General features: G+C 53.7%; 17 protein-coding genes. 9 read left to right on the plus strand and 8 right to left on the minus strand.

The window, feature by feature from the left end; genetic code table 11:
* Positions 1–26: 26 nt before the first annotated feature.
* The 5 genes from dnaE (at position 27) to tilS (ending at position 8,558) form a co-directional block, all read left to right on the plus strand.
* Positions 27–3,509: a DNA polymerase III subunit alpha gene (dnaE, locus tag ABGA49_RS10275; protein WP_061497547.1), complete on the plus strand. Its 3,483-nt coding sequence runs from the start codon at positions 27–29 to the stop codon at positions 3,507–3,509.
* Positions 3,510–3,521: 12 nt separating this feature from the next.
* The gene (accA, locus tag ABGA49_RS10280) at positions 3,522–4,481 is read left to right on the plus strand and encodes an acetyl-CoA carboxylase carboxyl transferase subunit alpha (RefSeq protein ID WP_061497545.1); all 960 of its coding nucleotides are present in this window, start codon (positions 3,522–3,524) and stop codon (positions 4,479–4,481) included.
* Between the two features lie 127 nt (positions 4,482–4,608).
* On the plus strand, positions 4,609–6,747 hold the full coding sequence (locus ABGA49_RS10285; protein WP_347665510.1) for a lysine decarboxylase LdcC: 2,139 nt from the start codon (positions 4,609–4,611) through the stop codon (positions 6,745–6,747).
* A gap of 59 nt (positions 6,748–6,806) precedes the next feature.
* Entirely contained in the window at positions 6,807–7,196 is a 390-nt protein-coding gene (locus ABGA49_RS10290) for a VOC family protein (protein WP_061497541.1), read from the plus strand.
* 63 nt (positions 7,197–7,259) lie between these two features.
* Positions 7,260–8,558: a tRNA lysidine(34) synthetase TilS gene (tilS, locus tag ABGA49_RS10295; RefSeq protein WP_347665511.1), complete on the plus strand. Its 1,299-nt coding sequence runs from the start codon at positions 7,260–7,262 to the stop codon at positions 8,556–8,558.
* Positions 8,559–8,586: 28 nt separating this feature from the next.
* Here the strand turns inward: tilS and rof are convergent, their stop codons facing one another.
* Together rof and ABGA49_RS10305 are read right to left on the minus strand one after the other, a co-directional pair.
* Positions 8,587–8,847 (minus strand): Rho-binding antiterminator, encoded by a 261-nt coding sequence (rof, locus tag ABGA49_RS10300; protein WP_061497537.1) that lies wholly within the window; start codon positions 8,845–8,847, stop codon positions 8,587–8,589.
* Positions 8,834–9,034: a YaeP family protein gene (locus ABGA49_RS10305; RefSeq protein ID WP_007373244.1), complete on the minus strand. Its 201-nt coding sequence runs from the start codon at positions 9,032–9,034 to the stop codon at positions 8,834–8,836. Before ABGA49_RS10305 ends, rof begins: the two co-directional genes overlap by 14 nt.
* Positions 9,035–9,229: 195 nt before the next feature.
* On the opposite strand from ABGA49_RS10305, the gene ABGA49_RS10310 reads away from it, so the two are divergent.
* From ABGA49_RS10310 to nlpE, 3 genes are read left to right on the plus strand one after another with little or no spacing between them, the layout of a single operon-like run.
* Positions 9,230–9,775 (plus strand): YaeQ family protein, encoded by a 546-nt coding sequence (locus tag ABGA49_RS10310; protein WP_088237417.1) that lies wholly within the window; start codon positions 9,230–9,232, stop codon positions 9,773–9,775.
* Complete coding sequence (gene arfB / locus ABGA49_RS10315) at positions 9,775–10,197, plus strand: alternative ribosome rescue aminoacyl-tRNA hydrolase ArfB (protein WP_061497533.1); 423 nt, start codon at positions 9,775–9,777, stop codon at positions 10,195–10,197. Before ABGA49_RS10310 ends, arfB begins: the two co-directional genes overlap by 1 nt.
* Positions 10,198–10,232: 35 nt before the next feature.
* Positions 10,233–10,928 carry an envelope stress response activation lipoprotein NlpE gene (gene nlpE / locus ABGA49_RS10320; RefSeq protein WP_347665512.1) on the plus strand — a complete coding sequence of 232 codons (696 nt, stop codon included), beginning with the start codon at positions 10,233–10,235 and terminating at the stop codon, positions 10,926–10,928.
* Positions 10,929–10,989: 61 nt separating this feature from the next.
* Here the strand turns inward: nlpE and proS are convergent, their stop codons facing one another.
* The 6 genes from proS to metN all read right to left on the minus strand — a co-directional run bounded on the left by proS (position 10,990) and on the right by metN (position 16,571).
* Complete coding sequence (gene proS / locus ABGA49_RS10325; RefSeq protein ID WP_347665513.1) at positions 10,990–12,708, minus strand: proline--tRNA ligase; 1,719 nt, start codon at positions 12,706–12,708, stop codon at positions 10,990–10,992.
* Between the two features lie 110 nt (positions 12,709–12,818).
* On the minus strand, positions 12,819–13,526 hold the full coding sequence (gene tsaA, locus ABGA49_RS10330; RefSeq protein ID WP_347665514.1) for a tRNA (N6-threonylcarbamoyladenosine(37)-N6)-methyltransferase TrmO: 708 nt from the start codon (positions 13,524–13,526) through the stop codon (positions 12,819–12,821).
* Positions 13,523–13,927: an Rcs stress response system protein RcsF gene (gene rcsF, locus ABGA49_RS10335; protein WP_088237421.1), complete on the minus strand. Its 405-nt coding sequence runs from the start codon at positions 13,925–13,927 to the stop codon at positions 13,523–13,525. Before rcsF ends, tsaA begins: the two co-directional genes overlap by 4 nt.
* A gap of 108 nt (positions 13,928–14,035) precedes the next feature.
* Entirely contained in the window at positions 14,036–14,851 is an 816-nt protein-coding gene (gene metQ / locus ABGA49_RS10340; protein ID WP_061497523.1) for a methionine ABC transporter substrate-binding lipoprotein MetQ, read from the minus strand.
* Between the two features lie 42 nt (positions 14,852–14,893).
* Positions 14,894–15,547 (minus strand): methionine ABC transporter permease MetI, encoded by a 654-nt coding sequence (locus ABGA49_RS10345; protein WP_061497521.1) that lies wholly within the window; start codon positions 15,545–15,547, stop codon positions 14,894–14,896.
* A complete protein-coding gene (gene metN / locus ABGA49_RS10350) occupies positions 15,540–16,571 on the minus strand; it encodes a methionine ABC transporter ATP-binding protein MetN (protein ID WP_347665515.1) in 1,032 nt (343 codons plus the stop codon). Before metN ends, ABGA49_RS10345 begins: the two co-directional genes overlap by 8 nt.
* Before the next feature lie 188 nt (positions 16,572–16,759).
* Between metN and gmhB the strand changes: the two genes are divergently transcribed.
* Complete coding sequence (gene gmhB / locus ABGA49_RS10355) at positions 16,760–17,326, plus strand: D-glycero-beta-D-manno-heptose 1,7-bisphosphate 7-phosphatase (protein WP_347665516.1); 567 nt, start codon at positions 16,760–16,762, stop codon at positions 17,324–17,326.
* Positions 17,327–17,659 lie beyond the last annotated feature (333 nt).

Genomic DNA, 17,659 nt, shown 5'->3' on the forward strand with positions numbered 1-17,659 from the left:
TCTGGTGACGTTAAAGGAATCTGAAAATGGCTGAACCACGTTTCGTACACCTGCGGGTGCACAGCGACTATTCCATGATCGATGGGCTGGCGAAAACCGGGCCGCTGGTGAAAAAGGCGGCCTCGTTGGGCATGCCTGCGCTGGCGATCACCGATTTTACCAACCTGTGTGGTCTGGTGAAGTTCTACGGAACGGGGCACGGGGCGGGTATAAAGCCCATCGTTGGCGCTGACTTTCATGTGCAATGCGACCTTCTTGGCGACGAGCTGACGCAACTGACCGTCCTTGCTGCCAACAATGTTGGCTATCAGAATCTGACACTGCTGATATCACGCGCCTACCAGCGGGGCTACGGTGCGCAAGGGCCGTGGATCGATCGTGACTGGTTGCTGGAACTCAACGAAGGACTGATCCTGCTTTCCGGCGGTCGTATGGGGGACGTCGGGAAATGTATGCTTCGCGGCAACAGCGCGCTGGTTGATCAGTGCCTGGCTTTTTATATTGAGCATTTCCCCGATCGTTATTACCTGGAATTGATCCGCACCGGGCGCGCTGACGAGGAAACCTGGCTGCATGCTGCGGTGCAACTGGCGGAAGAACACGGTTTACCTGTTGTCGCCACCAACGATGTGCGTTTTCTTGAGGCAGGCGATTTCGACGCGCATGAAATCCGTGTTGCCATCCATGACGGCTTTACCCTCGACGACCCCAAACGCCCGCGCAACTACTCTGCCCAGCAATATATGCGCAGTGAAGAGGAGATGTGCGAGCTGTTTTCCGACATTCCGGAAGCGCTGGAGAACTCGGTAGAAATCGCCAAACGTTGTAATGTCACCGTGCGTTTGGGCGAGTATTTTCTGCCGCAATTCCCGACCGGTGAAATGACCACCGAAGACTTCCTGGTTACTAAGTCAAAAGAGGGGCTGGAAGAGCGTCTGAAATTCCTCTTCCCGGATGAAGAAGAGCGCCTTAAACGTCGCCCGGAATATGATCAACGTCTGGATACTGAACTCCAGGTGATCAACCAGATGGGGTTCCCCGGTTACTTCCTGATCGTGATGGAGTTTATCCAGTGGTCGAAAGATAACGGCGTACCGGTAGGGCCGGGCCGTGGTTCTGGTGCGGGTTCGTTAGTGGCCTATGCGCTGAAAATTACCGATCTTGATCCGCTGGAATTTGACCTGCTGTTCGAACGTTTTCTGAACCCGGAACGTGTCTCAATGCCCGATTTCGACGTTGACTTCTGTATGGAGAAGCGCGACCAGGTAATTGAGCACGTCGCGGACATGTACGGGCGCGACGCGGTATCGCAGATTATCACCTTTGGTACCATGGCGGCGAAAGCGGTTATCCGTGACGTGGGGCGCGTTCTCGGTCACCCGTACGGCTTTGTCGATCGTATTTCCAAACTGGTCCCGCCAGATCCGGGCATGACACTGGCGAAAGCCTTCGAAGCTGAACCGCAACTACCGGAAATTTACGAAGCAGACGAAGAAGTTAAGGCGCTGATTGATATGGCGCGCAAACTGGAAGGTGTGACGCGAAACGCCGGTAAACACGCCGGTGGTGTGGTGATCGCACCGACCAAAATCACCGATTTTGCACCGCTGTACTGCGACGAAGCCGGTCAGCACCCGGTTACCCAGTTTGATAAAAACGATGTGGAATACGCGGGGTTGGTGAAGTTTGACTTCCTCGGACTGCGCACGTTGACCATCATCAACTGGGCGCTGGAGATGATCAACGCCCGCCGCGAAAAACAGGGGCAGCCGCCACTGGATATCGCCGCCATCCCGCTGGATGACAAGAAAAGTTTCGACATGTTGCAACGCTCGGAAACCACAGCGGTATTCCAGCTTGAATCCCGCGGCATGAAAGATTTAATTAAGCGACTGCAGCCGGACTGCTTCGAAGATATGATCGCACTGGTGGCGCTGTTCCGTCCGGGGCCGTTGCAGTCGGGCATGGTGGATAACTTTATCGACCGCAAACACGGGCGCGAGGAGATCTCTTATCCGGATGTGCAGTGGCAGCATGAAAGCCTGAAACCGGTACTGGAGCCAACCTACGGCATTATCCTGTATCAGGAACAGGTCATGCAGATTGCCCAGGTCTTGTCGGGTTATACCCTTGGTGGCGCAGATATGCTGCGTCGTGCGATGGGTAAGAAAAAGCCGGAAGAGATGGCAAAGCAGCGCGGTACGTTCGAAGAAGGGGCGAAGAAAAACGGCGTTGACGGCGAACTGGCGATGAAAATCTTTGACCTGGTGGAGAAATTCGCCGGTTACGGATTTAACAAATCGCACTCTGCCGCCTATGCTTTGGTGTCATATCAGACGCTGTGGCTAAAAGCCCACTACCCGGCTGAGTTTATGGCGGCGGTAATGACGGCGGACATGGATAACACCGAGAAAGTGGTCGGTCTGGTGGATGAGTGCTGGCGCATGGGGCTGAAAATCCTGCCGCCGGATATCAACTCAGGTCTTTACCATTTCCACGTCAATGATGACGGGGAAATTGTCTACGGCATCGGTGCCATTAAAGGTGTGGGTGAAGGCCCAATCGAAGCGATCATTGAAGCGCGTAATAGCGGCGGTTACTTCCGCGAGTTGTTTGATCTGTGCGCACGTACGGACATTAAAAAGCTGAACCGCCGCGTGCTTGAAAAATTGATTATGTCCGGGGCGTTTGATCGCCTTGGCCCGCATCGCGCAGCGCTGATGAACTCGCTGGGTGATGCGTTGAAAGCGGCCGATCAGCACGCCAAAGCGGAAGCGATCGGCCAGGCGGATATGTTCGGTGTGCTGGCGGAAGAGCCGGAGCAAGTTGAGCAGTCCTACGCCAGTTGCCAGCCATGGCCAGAACAAGTCCAACTGGATGGCGAACGGGAAACGTTAGGTTTGTACCTGACCGGGCACCCGATCAACCAGTATTTGAAAGAAATTGAGCGCTATGTCGGAGGCTATCGGCTGAAAGACATGCATCCGACCGAACGTGGAAAAGTGACCACGGCGGCGGGGCTCGTCATTGCTGCGCGGGTTATGGTCACCAAGCGCGGCAATCGTATCGGCATCTGTACGTTGGATGACCGTTCCGGGCGTCTGGAGGTGATGTTGTTCACCGACGCACTGGATAAATACCAGCAATTGCTGGAAAAAGACCGCATACTTATCGTCAGCGGACAGGTCAGCTTTGATGACTTCAGCGGCGGGCTTAAAATGACCGCCCGCGAAGTGATGGACATTGACGAAGCCCGGGAAAAATATGCCCGTGGGCTTGCTATCTCGCTGACGGACAGGCAAATTGATGACCAGCTTTTAAACCGACTCCGTCAGTCTCTGGAACCGCACCGTTCGGGAACCATTCCAGTACATCTCTACTATCAGAGGACGGATGCGCGTGCGCGTTTACGCTTCGGCGCAACGTGGCGCGTCTCTCCGAGCGATCGTTTACTTAACGATTTGCGTGGCCTCATAGGTTCGGAGCAGGTGGAACTGGAGTTTGACTAATACAGGAATACTATGAGTCTGAATTTCCTTGATTTCGAACAGCCGATTGCCGAGCTGGAAGCGAAAATCGATTCTCTGACCGCCGTTGGCCGTCAGGATGAAAAATTGGATATTAACATCGACGAAGAAGTGCATCGTCTGCGCGAAAAAAGCGTAGAGTTGACGCGCAAAATTTTCGCCGATCTTGGTGCGTGGCAGGTTGCCCAGTTGGCTCGCCATCCGCTGCGTCCATACACCCTGGATTATGTCCGTCTGGCTTTCGATGAGTTCGACGAACTGGCAGGCGATCGTGCCTATGCAGATGATAAAGCCATCGTTGGCGGTATCGCGCGTCTGGATGGTCGTCCGGTCATGGTTATTGGCCACCAGAAAGGTCGCGAAACCAAAGAAAAAATTCGCCGCAATTTCGGTATGCCGGCGCCGGAAGGTTATCGCAAAGCGCTGCGCCTGATGGAAATGGCTGAACGCTTTAATATGCCGATCATCACCTTTATCGACACACCTGGCGCTTACCCGGGCGTGGGCGCTGAAGAGCGTGGTCAGTCCGAAGCGATTGCCCGCAACCTGCGTGAGATGTCTCGCCTGAATGTGCCGGTTATCTGTACCGTGATCGGTGAAGGCGGTTCCGGCGGCGCACTGGCGATTGGCGTCGGCGATAAAGTGAATATGCTGCAGTACAGCACCTATTCCGTTATCTCGCCGGAAGGGTGTGCTTCTATCCTGTGGAAAAGCGCAGATAAAGCCCCACTGGCCGCAGATGCAATGGGCATTATCGCCCCGCGTCTGAAAGAGCTGAAGCTGATCGATTCCATTATCCCGGAACCGTTGGGCGGCGCGCACCGCAACCCGGAAACAATGGCAGCGTCGCTGAAAGCGCAACTGCTGGCTGATCTGGCCGATCTGGATGTGCTGAGCAAAGACGATCTGCGTAACCGCCGTTACCAGCGTCTGATGAGCTACGGCTACGCCTGATAGTGCTGCAGGCCGGAGAGGCGGAGCGCCATCCGGCAGAAATAACGAGCTGCACCTTGTGTGCGGCTTTTTTTATATCTGCGGTTTACCTCAGCTATGCTTAGCTAATGATTTTAAGGAGGTAGCCGTGAATATTATTGCCATCATGGGACCGCATGGCGCGTTCTACAAAGATGAACCCATTAAGGAACTGGAGCAGGCGTTACAGGCGCAAGGGTTTCAGATTATCCGGCCGCAAAATAGCAACGACTTACTGAAGTTTATTGAACACAACCCGCGCATCTGCGGGGTGATCTTTGACTGGGATGAGTATTCCCTCGATTTGTGCAGTGAAATCAATCAACTTAATGAGTACCTGCCGCTTTACGCTTTTATCAACACACACTCGACCATGGATGTCAGCGCACAGGATATGCGTATGGCGTTGTGGTTTTTTGAGTACGCGCTAAGCGCCGCCGACGATATTGCGACGCGTATCGGCCAGTACACGCAAGAGTACCTGGAAAACATTACGCCACCGTTTACCCGGGCGCTGTTCACCTATGTTAAAGAGGGTAAATACACCTTCTGCACGCCGGGGCATATGGCGGGTACTGCATACCAGAAAAGCCCGGTGGGATGCCTGTTTTACGACTTTTTTGGTGGCAACACGCTGAAAGCGGACGTGTCGATCTCGGTGACGGAACTGGGATCGTTGTTGGATCACACCGGGCCGCATCTCGAAGCGGAAGAGTACATTGCCCGCACGTTCGGCGCTGAGCAGAGCTACATGGTGACCAACGGCACCTCGACGTCGAATAAAATTGTGGGGATGTATGCGGCGCCCGCCGGTAGCACCTTGCTTATCGATCGTAACTGCCATAAATCGCTGGCCCATCTACTGATGATGAGCGATGTCGTGCCACTTTGGCTGAAACCGGGTCGTAACGCGCTGGGGATCCTCGGTGGGATCCCGCGCCGTGAGTTCACCCATGCCAGTATTGAGCAAAAGGTGGCGAATACTCGCGGAGCCCACTGGCCAGTGCATGCGGTGATCACCAACTCTACGTATGATGGGCTGCTGTATAACACCAATTGGATCAAACAGACGCTGGACGTTCCATCGATCCACTTTGACTCCGCCTGGGTGCCGTACACCAATTTTCACCCGATCTATGCAGGCAAAAGCGGTATGAGCGGTGAACGGATGCCGGGCAAGGTCTTTTTTGAAACCCAGTCGACGCACAAAATGCTGGCGGCCTTCTCACAGGCATCGCTGATCCACATTAAAGGCGACTATGACGAAGAGACGTTCAACGAAGCGTTTATGATGCATACCACCACCTCGCCGAGCTATCCATTGGTGGCCTCAATTGAGACGGCTGCTGCGATGCTGCGCGGTAACCCTGGCAAACGACTGATTAACCGTTCGGTGGAACGTGCACTGCACTTCCGCAAAGAAGTGCAGCGTTTGAAAGAGGAAGCAGAGGGTTGGTTTTTCGATATCTGGCAACCCGAAGAGATTGATGAAGCTGACTGCTGGCCGGTTGCGCCGGGAGAGAGCTGGCACGGTTTTCGGGAAGCTGATGCCGATCATATGTTCCTTGATCCGGTGAAGGTCACTATTTTAACGCCGGGGATGGATGAGCGGGGAAACATGAGTGACGAGGGGATCCCGGCGGCGCTGGTGGCAAAATTTCTCGACGAGCGCGGTGTGGTGGTCGAAAAAACAGGTCCATATAACCTGCTGTTTCTGTTCAGCATTGGTATTGATAAAACCCGCGCTATGGGTTTGTTACGCGGCTTGATGGAATTTAAGCGCGCCTACGATCTGAACCTGCGAGTGAAAAATATGCTGCCGGATCTCTATGCCGAAGATCCGGACTTCTACCGCACGATGCGGATTCAGGATCTGGCGCAGGGGATCCATCGGCTTATCCGCCAGCACGATCTGCCTCGATTGATGTTGCAGGCGTTTGACGTGCTGCCGGAAATGAAAATGACACCGCATGAGGCCTGGCAGCGGCAGGTCCAGGGCGAAATTGAAACCATCGAGCTGGAGAAACTGAGTGGCCGCATCTCCGCCAATATGATCCTGCCATATCCGCCTGGTGTCCCGCTGGTGATGCCCGGCGAGATGATTACGGAAGCAAGCCGGCCAGTGCTCGATTTTTTACTGATGTTGTGTGCGATCGGCCGCCACTATCCCGGATTTGAAACCGACATTCATGGCGCGAAGCGTGACGAGGAGGGGGTATACCGGGTACGAGTCCTAAAAGTCCACTGATCTGTTGCGGTCAAATGCGGGCAGAGTTAACGTGCTGGGAGGAATAAAAAGGAGCGATCATGCTGGGTTTAAAACAGGTTCATCACATTGCTATCATTGCCACGGACTATGCCAAAAGCAAAGCCTTCTACTGCGATATTCTCGGTTTTACGCTGCAAAGCGAAGTCTACCGGGAAGCCCGCGATTCCTGGAAAGGCGATCTCGCGCTGAACGGGCATTATGTGATTGAGCTGTTTTCGTTTCCCTTTCCACCCCATCGTCCCAGCCGCCCTGAAGCCTGCGGCTTGCGCCATCTGGCGTTTAGCGTCGAGGATATTGATCAGGCAGTGGCGCACCTTCAGGCGCATGGCGTAACGTGTGAAGCGATCCGTATTGACCCGTATACCGATAAACGGTTTACCTTCTTTAACGATCCTGATGGCCTGCCGCTGGAGCTTTACCAGCAGTAATACTTGCCACACAAAGCATTGCCCGGTAACGTGCCGGGCAAGGTTTCCGTTTTGATAACTGCAATGACCACACCCCTTTTCGATTCGATGCCAACCACCGCGCGCCAGTTTCTGGTGGCATTTAGTGGTGGGTTGGATTCGACCGTATTGCTGCACACGCTGTGGTGCTTGCGTGAACAACAGCCAGATATCCGTCTGCGCGCTGTCCATGTGCATCATGGTTTGAGTTCCCATGCTGACCATTGGGCGCAGCACTGTGAGCAGGTGTGCGCGCGTTGGCAAATCCCGTTAACGATAGTGCGCGTGACGCTGGTGAATAATGGCGAAGGTATTGAGGCACAAGCGCGTAATGCGCGTTATCAGGCCTTTCGCCAGACTTTGCAAGCCGGAGAAGTCCTGCTGACTGCCCAGCATTTAGACGATCAGTGTGAAACGTTTTTACTGGCGCTAAAACGCGGTAGTGGGCCCGCCGGGCTTGCCGCAATGCCGGAAAGTTTGCCGTTTGCCGGAACACAGCTTATTCGCCCGCTTCTCAATCACACGCGACAGGCGCTGCATCAGTGGGCGCTGGCACATGCTTTATGCTGGATCGAAGATGAAAGTAATGCCGATGCCAGCTTTGATCGTAATTTTTTACGCTTACAGATTTTGCCCTTACTGACCGCCCGCTGGCCGCATTTCGCCTCGGCCACAGCGCGTAGCGCTGCGCTGTGTGGAGAGCAGGAACAACTGCTGGACGAACTGCTGGCCAGCGAACTGGCGATGGCGACCACTGTCGACGGCGCACTGAATATTGCCTCATTGCTGGATCTCAGTGAGGTAAGACGTAATGCGTTGCTGCGTCGCTGGTTGGCGCAGCAGGGAGCCGCGATGCCCTCGCGGGCGATGCTTCACCGTTTATGGCAGGAAGTGGCATTAGCCCGTGATGATGCTGAGCCCGCGCTGCGGCTGGGAGAATATGACGTTCGCCGTTATCACGGCAACTTATGGTGGAACAAACGGCGTATTAGCCAGCGAGGGACGCAGCTTGCGTGGGCCTGCGTGACTGAACCACTGATCTTACCGGCGGATCTGGGGACGCTGTCATTGCTGGCTGGCGGTGAATTACGTGCACCGCAGGCGCATGAAGCGGTGTCGGTACGTTTCCAGGCTTCAGGGTTACTGCACATTGTCGGGCGTAGCGGTGGGCGCAAGCTGAAGAAGATTTGGCAGGAGCTTGGCGTTCCCCCCTGGCGCCGCGATACCACGCCGCTGCTGTTCTATGGTGAAACATTGATAGCGGCGGCAGAGGTGTTTGTAACACAAGCGGGTATCAAAGAAGCGGGTCAGAACGGCGTGCAACTGGTGTGGAAGCAAAGATAACGGGCAACATGCGCTGCCCGCAAAACAATCAGGACTCGCTCACCACAACGGTGCCGATTTCGGGATGGCTGAAGCTGGCAATTTTGTCGAGACGCAGTTCGCGCGCGGTGCCCGCCACGTCGACCACCAGATACTCCACATTTTTACGTGAGACTAAATCGTTGGCTTTGGCACTGAGCTTCTCGCCGTCTTTCAGTTCCAGCGCCAGTAACAGATGATGCTGGCAGGCGAGCTCAAGGTTGTCATAGTCATCACAGTTGATGGGTTGATAGGCATCATTCATTGACATAATCGCTCACCAGTAAGTTCGCGGCAGCGTACGCCGCCTTTTCCCTGACCGACTCTGAAAGGGTGTCATCCGACGCCATTTCATTTAGCACTTTCAATACGCATCCCAGCGCGTCCGGGATATACCCGAGATCTCCGCTGGCAATTTCTGCATAGCGTTTACGCACTAACTCACAATAATTGTTCACATCACCTCCTGTCAGCAACCTGACTTTACTGTGAGATAACACTAAGCCTACGAACATACACTCTGTTTAGCAAGGTGACTATACCACAGCTTGTTAATCATTATCAGAGTGATGAATACCTGCACGCCCAAGAGATAACAGCGCTTTATGCCGGGATTCGTTACAATAGCGACCATTTTATGAAGGAGTGGTGTTATGGCGCTAAAAGCGACAATTTATAAAGCAATGGTCAACGTTGCCGATCTCGATCGTAACCAATTTTTAGATGCCTCATTGACGCTGGCACGCCATCCTTCCGAGACACAAGAGCGCATGATGCTGCGTCTGCTGGCCTGGATAAAGTATGCCGATGAGCGTTTGCACTTTACTCGCGGGCTGAGCGCAGAAGATGAGCCGGAAGCCTGGCTGCGCAATGACTATCTGGGTATTGATCTGTGGATCGAGTTGGGCCTGCCGGACGAAAAGCGGCTGAAGAAAGCCTGTACCCAGGCAAAAGAGGTGGCGTTATTTACCTATAATTCACGCGCGGCGCAAATTTGGTGGCAGCAAAATCAGACGCGCTGCGCGACGTTCAGCAACCTGAGCATCTGGTATCTTGATGATGCGCAACTGGCCGGGCTGAGTGGCTTTGCCGACGATCGCACCATGAATTTACAGGCAACGTTGCAGGATGGCGCTATCTGGCTTTCCGACGACAGTCAGAACCTTGAGATCCACCTTGAATCCTGGCAGCAGCCGTAATGATTGAGATTTCCCGTGCGGTTGCTATTGCCGAGGACGAACTGGAGATCACCGCAGTTCGCTCGCAGGGGGCGGGTGGCCAGCATGTTAACAAGAGTTCAACGGCCATTCACTTGCGTTTTGACATTCGGGCCTCCAGCCTGCCAGAGTATTACAAAGCACGTTTACTTGATGCTTCGCACCATCTGATTAGCAGCGAAGGCTGGATAGTGATAAAAGCGCAGGAGTACCGCAGCCAGGAGATGAATCGCGAAGCGGCGATCGCCCGCCTGGTGGCGTTAATAAAAGAATTGACGGTGGTACAGAAGAGTCGTCGTGCTACGCGTCCGACGCGCGCCTCGAAAGAGCGTCGACTCACGACGAAAGCGCAAAAGTCTTCCGTGAAAGCGCTACGTGGAAAGGTTCGTCGTCATGATGGCTGACGGACTTCAACAGAACGATTCATAAGGAATAACGAGTGAATAAGGCGATTTTGTCGGCGGTGGTGGGAGGATTGCTTTTCGCCCTCATCGGATGCAATAACCGCGGCGATGTTGAAATGGTGCAGCCCACGGAGGTTGAAGAACTGAAACCGATGCAGCAGAGTTGGCGCGGCGTGTTGCCCTGCGCGGATTGTGAAGGCATTGAAACGTCTCTGTTTCTGGCCAAAGACGGTAGCTGGGTGATGAACCAGCGCTATCAGGGCGGAAAAGCGCCATCCGTTTTCGGTTCGTACGGCAAATGGGCGCGCACGGCGGATAAACTTATTCTGACCGATACACACGGTGAGAAAACCTATTTCCGTGCTAAAGGCGAAGCGCTGGAGATGCTGGACAGAGAAGGCAATCCAATAACCTCACAGCTTAACTACACTCTCCAACCGGTGAAAGCCGCACTGCCTGCTACGCCAATGGCGATGCGAGGTATGTATATGTACATGGCCGATACCGCCGTCTTTACCGATTGTGCCACGGGTATGAAAGTGGCCGTTGCCAGCAATGCGCAGCTTGAACGTGATTATGCCGCAGCGCGCGGCACAGAGACCAAACCCATTTTGCTGGTGGTGGACGGGCATTTTGCCGTGGAGCCGAACCCGGATACTGGCGCGCCGCAGAAGGTACTGGTGACAAACAGCAAAGGCAAGTTTGACGCGAAAAAGAACTGTGACGACTAATCCTGCGTTGTGTTAGCCGCAATAAAAAAGCCCCGTCAGGGGCTTTTTGTTGTTGTGGCGCTTAGCCTTTGATGGCGTGAACCAGGTAGTCCAGGATATCACCGGTTTTGATCAGCTGCTTCTCACCGCTGCGACGATATTTGTATTCAATGTCGTCGTTGTCGAGGTTGCGATCGCCAATCACGATGGTGTGAGGAATACCGATCAGTTCCATGTCGGCAAACATGACGCCCGGACGCTCTTTACGGTCATCCATCAGCACTTCAATACCCTGCGCGCGCAGCTCAGCGTACAGTTTTTCCGCCAGTTCCTGTACACGGTAGGATTTGTGCATATTCATCGGCAGAATAGCGACCTGGAACGGGGCAATCGCATCCGGCCAGACGATACCGCGCTCGTCATGGTTCTGCTCAATCGCTGCGGCAACCACGCGGGTAACACCGATACCATAGCACCCCATGGTCAGGATCTGGTTACGGCCATCTTCGCCCTGCACCGCAGCGTTCAGTGCCTGGGAGTATTTGGTGCCCAGTTGGAAAATATGACCGACTTCGATACCGCGTTTGATCAGCAGCGTACCTTTGCCATCCGGGCTTGGATCGCCGGCAACCACGTTGCGGATATCTGCAACAACCGGGGTGGCCACATCGCGATCCCAGTTAATGCCGAAGTAGTGCTTACCATCGATATTCGCACCGGCGGAGAAATCGCTCATCGCCGCAACGGTACGGTCAATGATCACCGGAATCGGCATATTGACCGGGCCGAGAGAACCAGGGCCTGCATTGACGACCGCACGGATTTCCGCTTCGGTGGCGAAGGTCAACGGCGCAGCAACCTGCGGTAACTTCTCGGCTTTGACTTCGTTCAGTTCGTGATCGCCGCGTACTAACAGCGCAACCAGCGCAGAACCGCTCTCTTCCGTGGCTTTCACCAGCAGCGTTTTAACGGTTTTCTCAATTGGCAGATTGAACTGTTCCACCAGCTCGGCGATGGTTTTTGCATTCGGCGTATCAACCAGCGTCATTTCCTGCGTCGCGGCGGCGCGCGGCTCTTTCGGTGCCAGCGCTTCAGCAAACTCAATGTTAGCGGCAAAATCAGAGGAGTCAGAGAAGATCACATCGTCTTCACCACTTTGCGCCAATACCTGGAATTCGTGCGATGCGCTACCGCCAATTGAACCGGTGTCCGCTTGCACTGCGCGGAAATCCAGATCCATACGGCTGAAAATTTTGCTGTAAGCAGCGTACATGGCATCGTACGTTTCCTGCAGGGATTCCTGAGAAGTATGGAAAGAGTAAGCATCTTTCATCAGGAACTCGCGGGAGCGCATCACGCCAAAGCGCGGGCGCACTTCGTCACGGAACTTGGTCTGGATCTGGAAGAAGTTCAGCGGGAGCTGCTTGTAAGAGTTCAGTTCATTGCGGATCAAGTCCGTGATCACTTCTTCGTGGGTCGGACCGAGCACAAACGGACGTTCGCCGCGATCGACAAAACGCAGCAGTTCCGGACCATATTGCTCCCAACGACCGCTTTCCTGCCAGAGATCCGCTGGCTGCACGACTGGCATCGACACCTCAATCGCACCGGCGTTATTCATCTCTTCACGCACGATGTTTTCGACTTTTTTCAGAACACGCACACCGGTCGGCAGCCAGGTATACAACCCGGAGGCCAGTTTGCGGATCATCCCGGCGCGCAGCATCAGCTGGTGGCTGATGACTTCGGCGTCGGCAGGCGTCTCCTTCAGGGTGGAGAGCAGATATTGGCTAGTACGCATCTTGTTACGGTTCCATTTGGACAATTGGAGCAGGCCCGGAGCGGACCTGACACAAAAAAGTGGTTTAGTTTATCAGCCTGGCAGAGATGCCAAAAGAGAGGGGAATAAAATTAGCGTGCTTCGAGTGCAAACACTTCGAATCCCGCATCGGTTACGCGCCAGCGCACGTTAAAATCCAGCAGCCAGACAGCATAGGTTTTCCCCTGCTCTTCATCTTTACGGTAAGCCGGTCGCGGATCCTGCGCCAGAACGTCAACCAAAAAGGCTTTTAACTGCGGGTAACGCGTTGCCAGCGCTGCCAGTTGCGCCTCAATTTCCGCCGTGAAAAAGACCGGAATATCTGCGGTCGGAGCCTGTTGCGCGTAGCTGGCTTGCGCATTGGGCAGCGCTTCGGCAAATGGCAGGTACGGTTTGATATCCACGACCGGCGTGCCATCGACCAGATCCAGACTGCCCAGTTGCAAGATAACCTGATCTTTATGGCAACAAATACCGTTGAGTTCAACCAGCGACATGCCAATCGGGTTAGGGCGGAAAGTGGAGCGGGTGGCAAACACGCCCATGCGTGCATTGCCGCCGAGGCGCGGAGGGCGCACGGTCGGGCGCCAGCCGCCTTCCATCGTTTGATGAAAAACGAAAAGAACCCATAGATGACTGAATGCTTCCAGGCCGCGTACGGCTTCGGCCTGATTATAGGGGGGAAGTAAGTGAAGTTCGCCGCCACCTTGTTTCACCAGACCAGGCTGGCGCGGCACGGCAAACTTCTCTTTGTACGGCGAACGAATAACGCCTATTTGTTCAAAAGCAAAGCTACTCATTTCGCCGAAATATTGAGGGCGGAACCGACGCAAATGGCCTGACGGTAGCAACCCGGAGTGCCGCTGGTGACTTCACAGCTATGCAGCAGAACGGCGTTGGCTTTCATTTTTGACGCATTGATTTGCATGCGTTTGCGTGCAGTCGGGATATTCGGCGGAGAGTCCTGGTTGCTTGCCTGGCAGGAGTCACCGGAGACTTCTCCCAGATCACGGAACGGTTTTCCGACTAACTCTTCAGCGTTGGTGATAATCCGTACCGGCGCGGGACGAACGACTTTCGGCTTTTCCGGCTCGGCTTTCGGTGCGACTGCAGTGCTTTTTACAGGTTCGGCGGGAGATCTGCTTAGCAAGGAACAGCCGCTTAGCATCAGTGCTAATAAACAGATCGGTAAAGCACGCATAATATATCCTCAATGAAATGTTCTAAACGCGGCTTATTGAATCAGGCGCGTGCACAAATGACAAGACGGGCTTTCGCCCGCCTTGAATGATATTACAGACAGAGGAGATTACCAGCCTTTCACAGCGCCGCCGTTGAAGACTTTGTTTGCCGCTTCATTCACTTCGTCAGACTGGTATGCCTGAACGAATTTCTTCACATTTTCCGCGTCCTTATTGTCTTCGCGGGCGACGATCAGGTTTACGTACGGGGAGTCTTTATCTTCAACGAAGATACCGTCTTTTGCCGGGGTCAGGCCGATCTGGCTGGCATAGGTGGTGTTAATGACTGCCAGCGCGATTTGCGCATCATCCAGTGAACGTGGCAGCTGTGGTGCTTCCAGTTCAACAATTTTCAGGTTTTTCGGGTTCTCAGTGATGTCCAGTACGGTCGGCAGCAGACCAATACCGTCTTTCAGTTTGAGCAGACCCTGCTTCTGCAACAGCAGCAGAGAACGGCCCAGGTTAGTCGGATCGTTCGGCACCGCTACCTGAGAGCCGTCCTGCAACTCAGAGAGTGATTTGATTTTTTTGGAGTAGCCTGCAATCGGGTAAACGAAGGTGTTGCCGACCGGAACCAGTTTGAAACCGCGATCTTTGATCTGCTGATCCAGATACGGTTTATGCTGGAATGCGTTGGCATCGATATCACCTTTGCTCAGTGCTTCGTTCGGCAGAACGTAGTCATTAAAGGTTACCAGTTCAACATCGAGACCATATTTCTCTTTGGCGACTTTCTGCGCCACTTCTGCAACCTGCTGTTCAGCGCCTACAATCACACCGACTTTAATGTGATTCGGATCCTTTTCATCCTGGCCGCAGCCGACCAGCGCCAGAGATCCAAGCAGCGCGCCGACTGCCGCAAAGGTCTTGAATTTAAAAGCCATGTTATTTTCCTTACTATCAGAGTCGTTATGTTGTGTGTCACGTTATTTGTGCGTTACAGCCCGGACGATACGATCGCCCGCGAACTGAATGAGGTAAACCAAAACCACGAGCAATATCAGTACGGTATTCATCACTAATGGATTGTAGGTCACATAGCCATATTGGATACCCAATTGGCCCAGACCGCCTGCGCCCACGGCCCCGCCCATTGCGGAATAACCCACCAGCGTGATAAGCGTAATGGTCGCGGCGTTGATCAGGCCCGGTAACGCTTCTGGCAGCAGTACCTTACGGATAATTTGCATCGGCGTGGCCCCCATCGCGCGGGAAGCCTCAATTAAGCCTGCCGGCAGCTCAAGCAGGGTGTTTTCCACCATACGGGCAATAAACGGCGCGGCACCTACTGTTAGCGGAACAATTACCGCATACAAACCAATAGAAGTGCCGACAATAATGCGGGTAAAGGGAATCATCCATACCAGTAAAATGATAAACGGAATGGAGCGAAACACGTTAACCAGCGCTGAAATCACCCGATAGAGCCCCGGATTTTGCATAATCTGACCTGGACGGGTGACGTACAGCAGCACACCAAACGGCAGACCAACGACAAACCCCAAAAAGCCTGAAGCAAAGGTCATAAACAACGTTTCCCAGATGCTGCGGGCAAAGAGCCACATCATTGCCTCAGACATAACCGAGTACCTCTACTTTTACATGGTGTTCCTGCAGCCAGGCGATGGCTGCTTGCGTATCTTGTTGAGCGCCGTGCATCTCTGTCAGCATAATGCCGAACTTCACGCCGCCTGCGTAATCCATCTGCGCGCTGATGATATTGTTGTTCACATTGAAGCGGCGCGCTGTTTCCGACAGCAGTGGCGCATCCACTGATTGGCCGGTAAATTCCATACGCAGCATTGGCACGCTATCTTTATGTGGTTCGGCTTGTAAGCGCAGCAGGTAATCTTCCGGGATATCCAGATGCAATGTGGACTGAATAAATTGCTGTGCCAGCGGCGTTTTCGGGTGTGAGAAGACCTCGCTCACCGTATCCTGTTCAATCAGTTCACCATTGCTTATCACCGCGACGCAGTCGCAAATGCGTTTTACCACATCCATTTCATGCGTGATAAGCAGGATGGTCAGGCCCAGACGGCGGTTAATGTCTTTCAGTAACTCAAGAATAGAGCGGGTGGTTGCGGGATCCAGCGCGCTGGTGGCTTCGTCGCACAGCAGTACTTTTGGGTTGCTGGCCAGCGCACGCGCGATGGCGACACGTTGTTTTTGCCCACCGGACAGGTTTGCCGGATAGCTATCATGCTTATCGCCTAAACCCACCAGCTCAAGCAGCTCTTTCACCCGGCGATGGATCTCTTCACGCGGAGTGTTATCCAGCTCCAGCGGTAAGGCCACATTGCCGAATACGGTGCGGGAGGCGAGTAGATTAAAGTGCTGGAAGATCATGCCAATCTGGCGGCGGGCTTTGGTTAATTCCGCTTCGGAAAGTTGTGTCAATTCCTGGCCATCAACCAGCACGCTGCCTTGCGTTGGGCGTTCAAGCAGATTGACGCAGCGGATCAGCGTACTTTTACCGGCGCCTGAGGCGCCAATAACGCCATAAATTTGGCCAGCAGGAACATGCAGGCTGACATCTTTCAGTGCCTGAATTGTGCGGTTCCCCTGCTGGAACACTTTGGTGATATTCGAAAGTTTAATCATCAGATTATTTTTATCGTATAGGAGTGAGCCGTGGCATTTTCTTCTGCCGGTTACGGGGGATGCCCGTAAACACAGCGGATGGTAAGGCATCCAGACGTCTAAATCAATGTCGCTCTGCGCGATGAGCACTTTCCTGCGTAGCGAAACATGAGATACTAGGCATATAGGCCTTTTTCAGGAGTAAACCCGTGGCAAAGTCAGTACCCGCTATTTTCCTCGATCGTGACGGCACGATTAATGTCGATCACGGCTATGTCCATGAGATCGATAACTTCGAATTTATTGATGGTGTCATTGACGCCATGCGCGAATTAAAAGAAATGGGATTTGCACTGGTGCTGGTCACGAACCAGTCTGGCATTGCGCGCGGTAAATTCACCGAAGAACAATTCGAAACACTGACGGAATGGATGGACTGGTCGTTGGCTGACCGGGGTGTTGATTTGGATGGTATCTATTATTGTCCGCATCATCCGCAAGGTAGTGTAGAAGAGTTCCGTCAGGAATGTGATTGCCGTAAGCCGCAGCCGGGGATGTTTATCTCGGCGCGCGATTACCTGCATATCGATATGGCTGCATCTTATATGGTGGGTGATAAAATTGAAGATATGCAGGCGGCGACTGCGGCTCAGGTCGGAACGAAAGTTCTGGTGCGGACCGGCAAGCCTGTGACGCCGGAAGCGGAAAACAGTGCAGATTGGGTGATTAATAGCCTGGCAGAGCTGCCTGCTGCTATCAAAAAGCACCAAAAATAACCGTTGTGATGAAAAGATGAGCGGTTGAAATAAAAATGCATTTTTCCGCTTGTCATTCCTCTCCGGCTCCCTATAATGCGCCTCCATCGACACGGCGCTCAGCGAACAACAACTCGCAGCGACGGTAAGTCGAAAGAGAAAAATCCTGAAATTCAGGGTTGACTCTGAAAGAGGAAAGCGTAATATACGCCACCTCGTGACAGCGCTCCAGAGCGCGTCACAACTGCTCTTTAACAATTTATCAGACAATCTGTGTGGGCACTCAAAGTGACATGGATTCTTGACGTCCACGGACGCTAAATGAATACCAAGTCTCACGAGTGAACACGTAAT

The sequence above is a fragment of the Kosakonia sp. WA-90 genome, assembly GCF_039871955.1.
Taxonomy (GTDB): domain Bacteria; phylum Pseudomonadota; class Gammaproteobacteria; order Enterobacterales; family Enterobacteriaceae; genus Kosakonia; species Kosakonia oryzendophytica.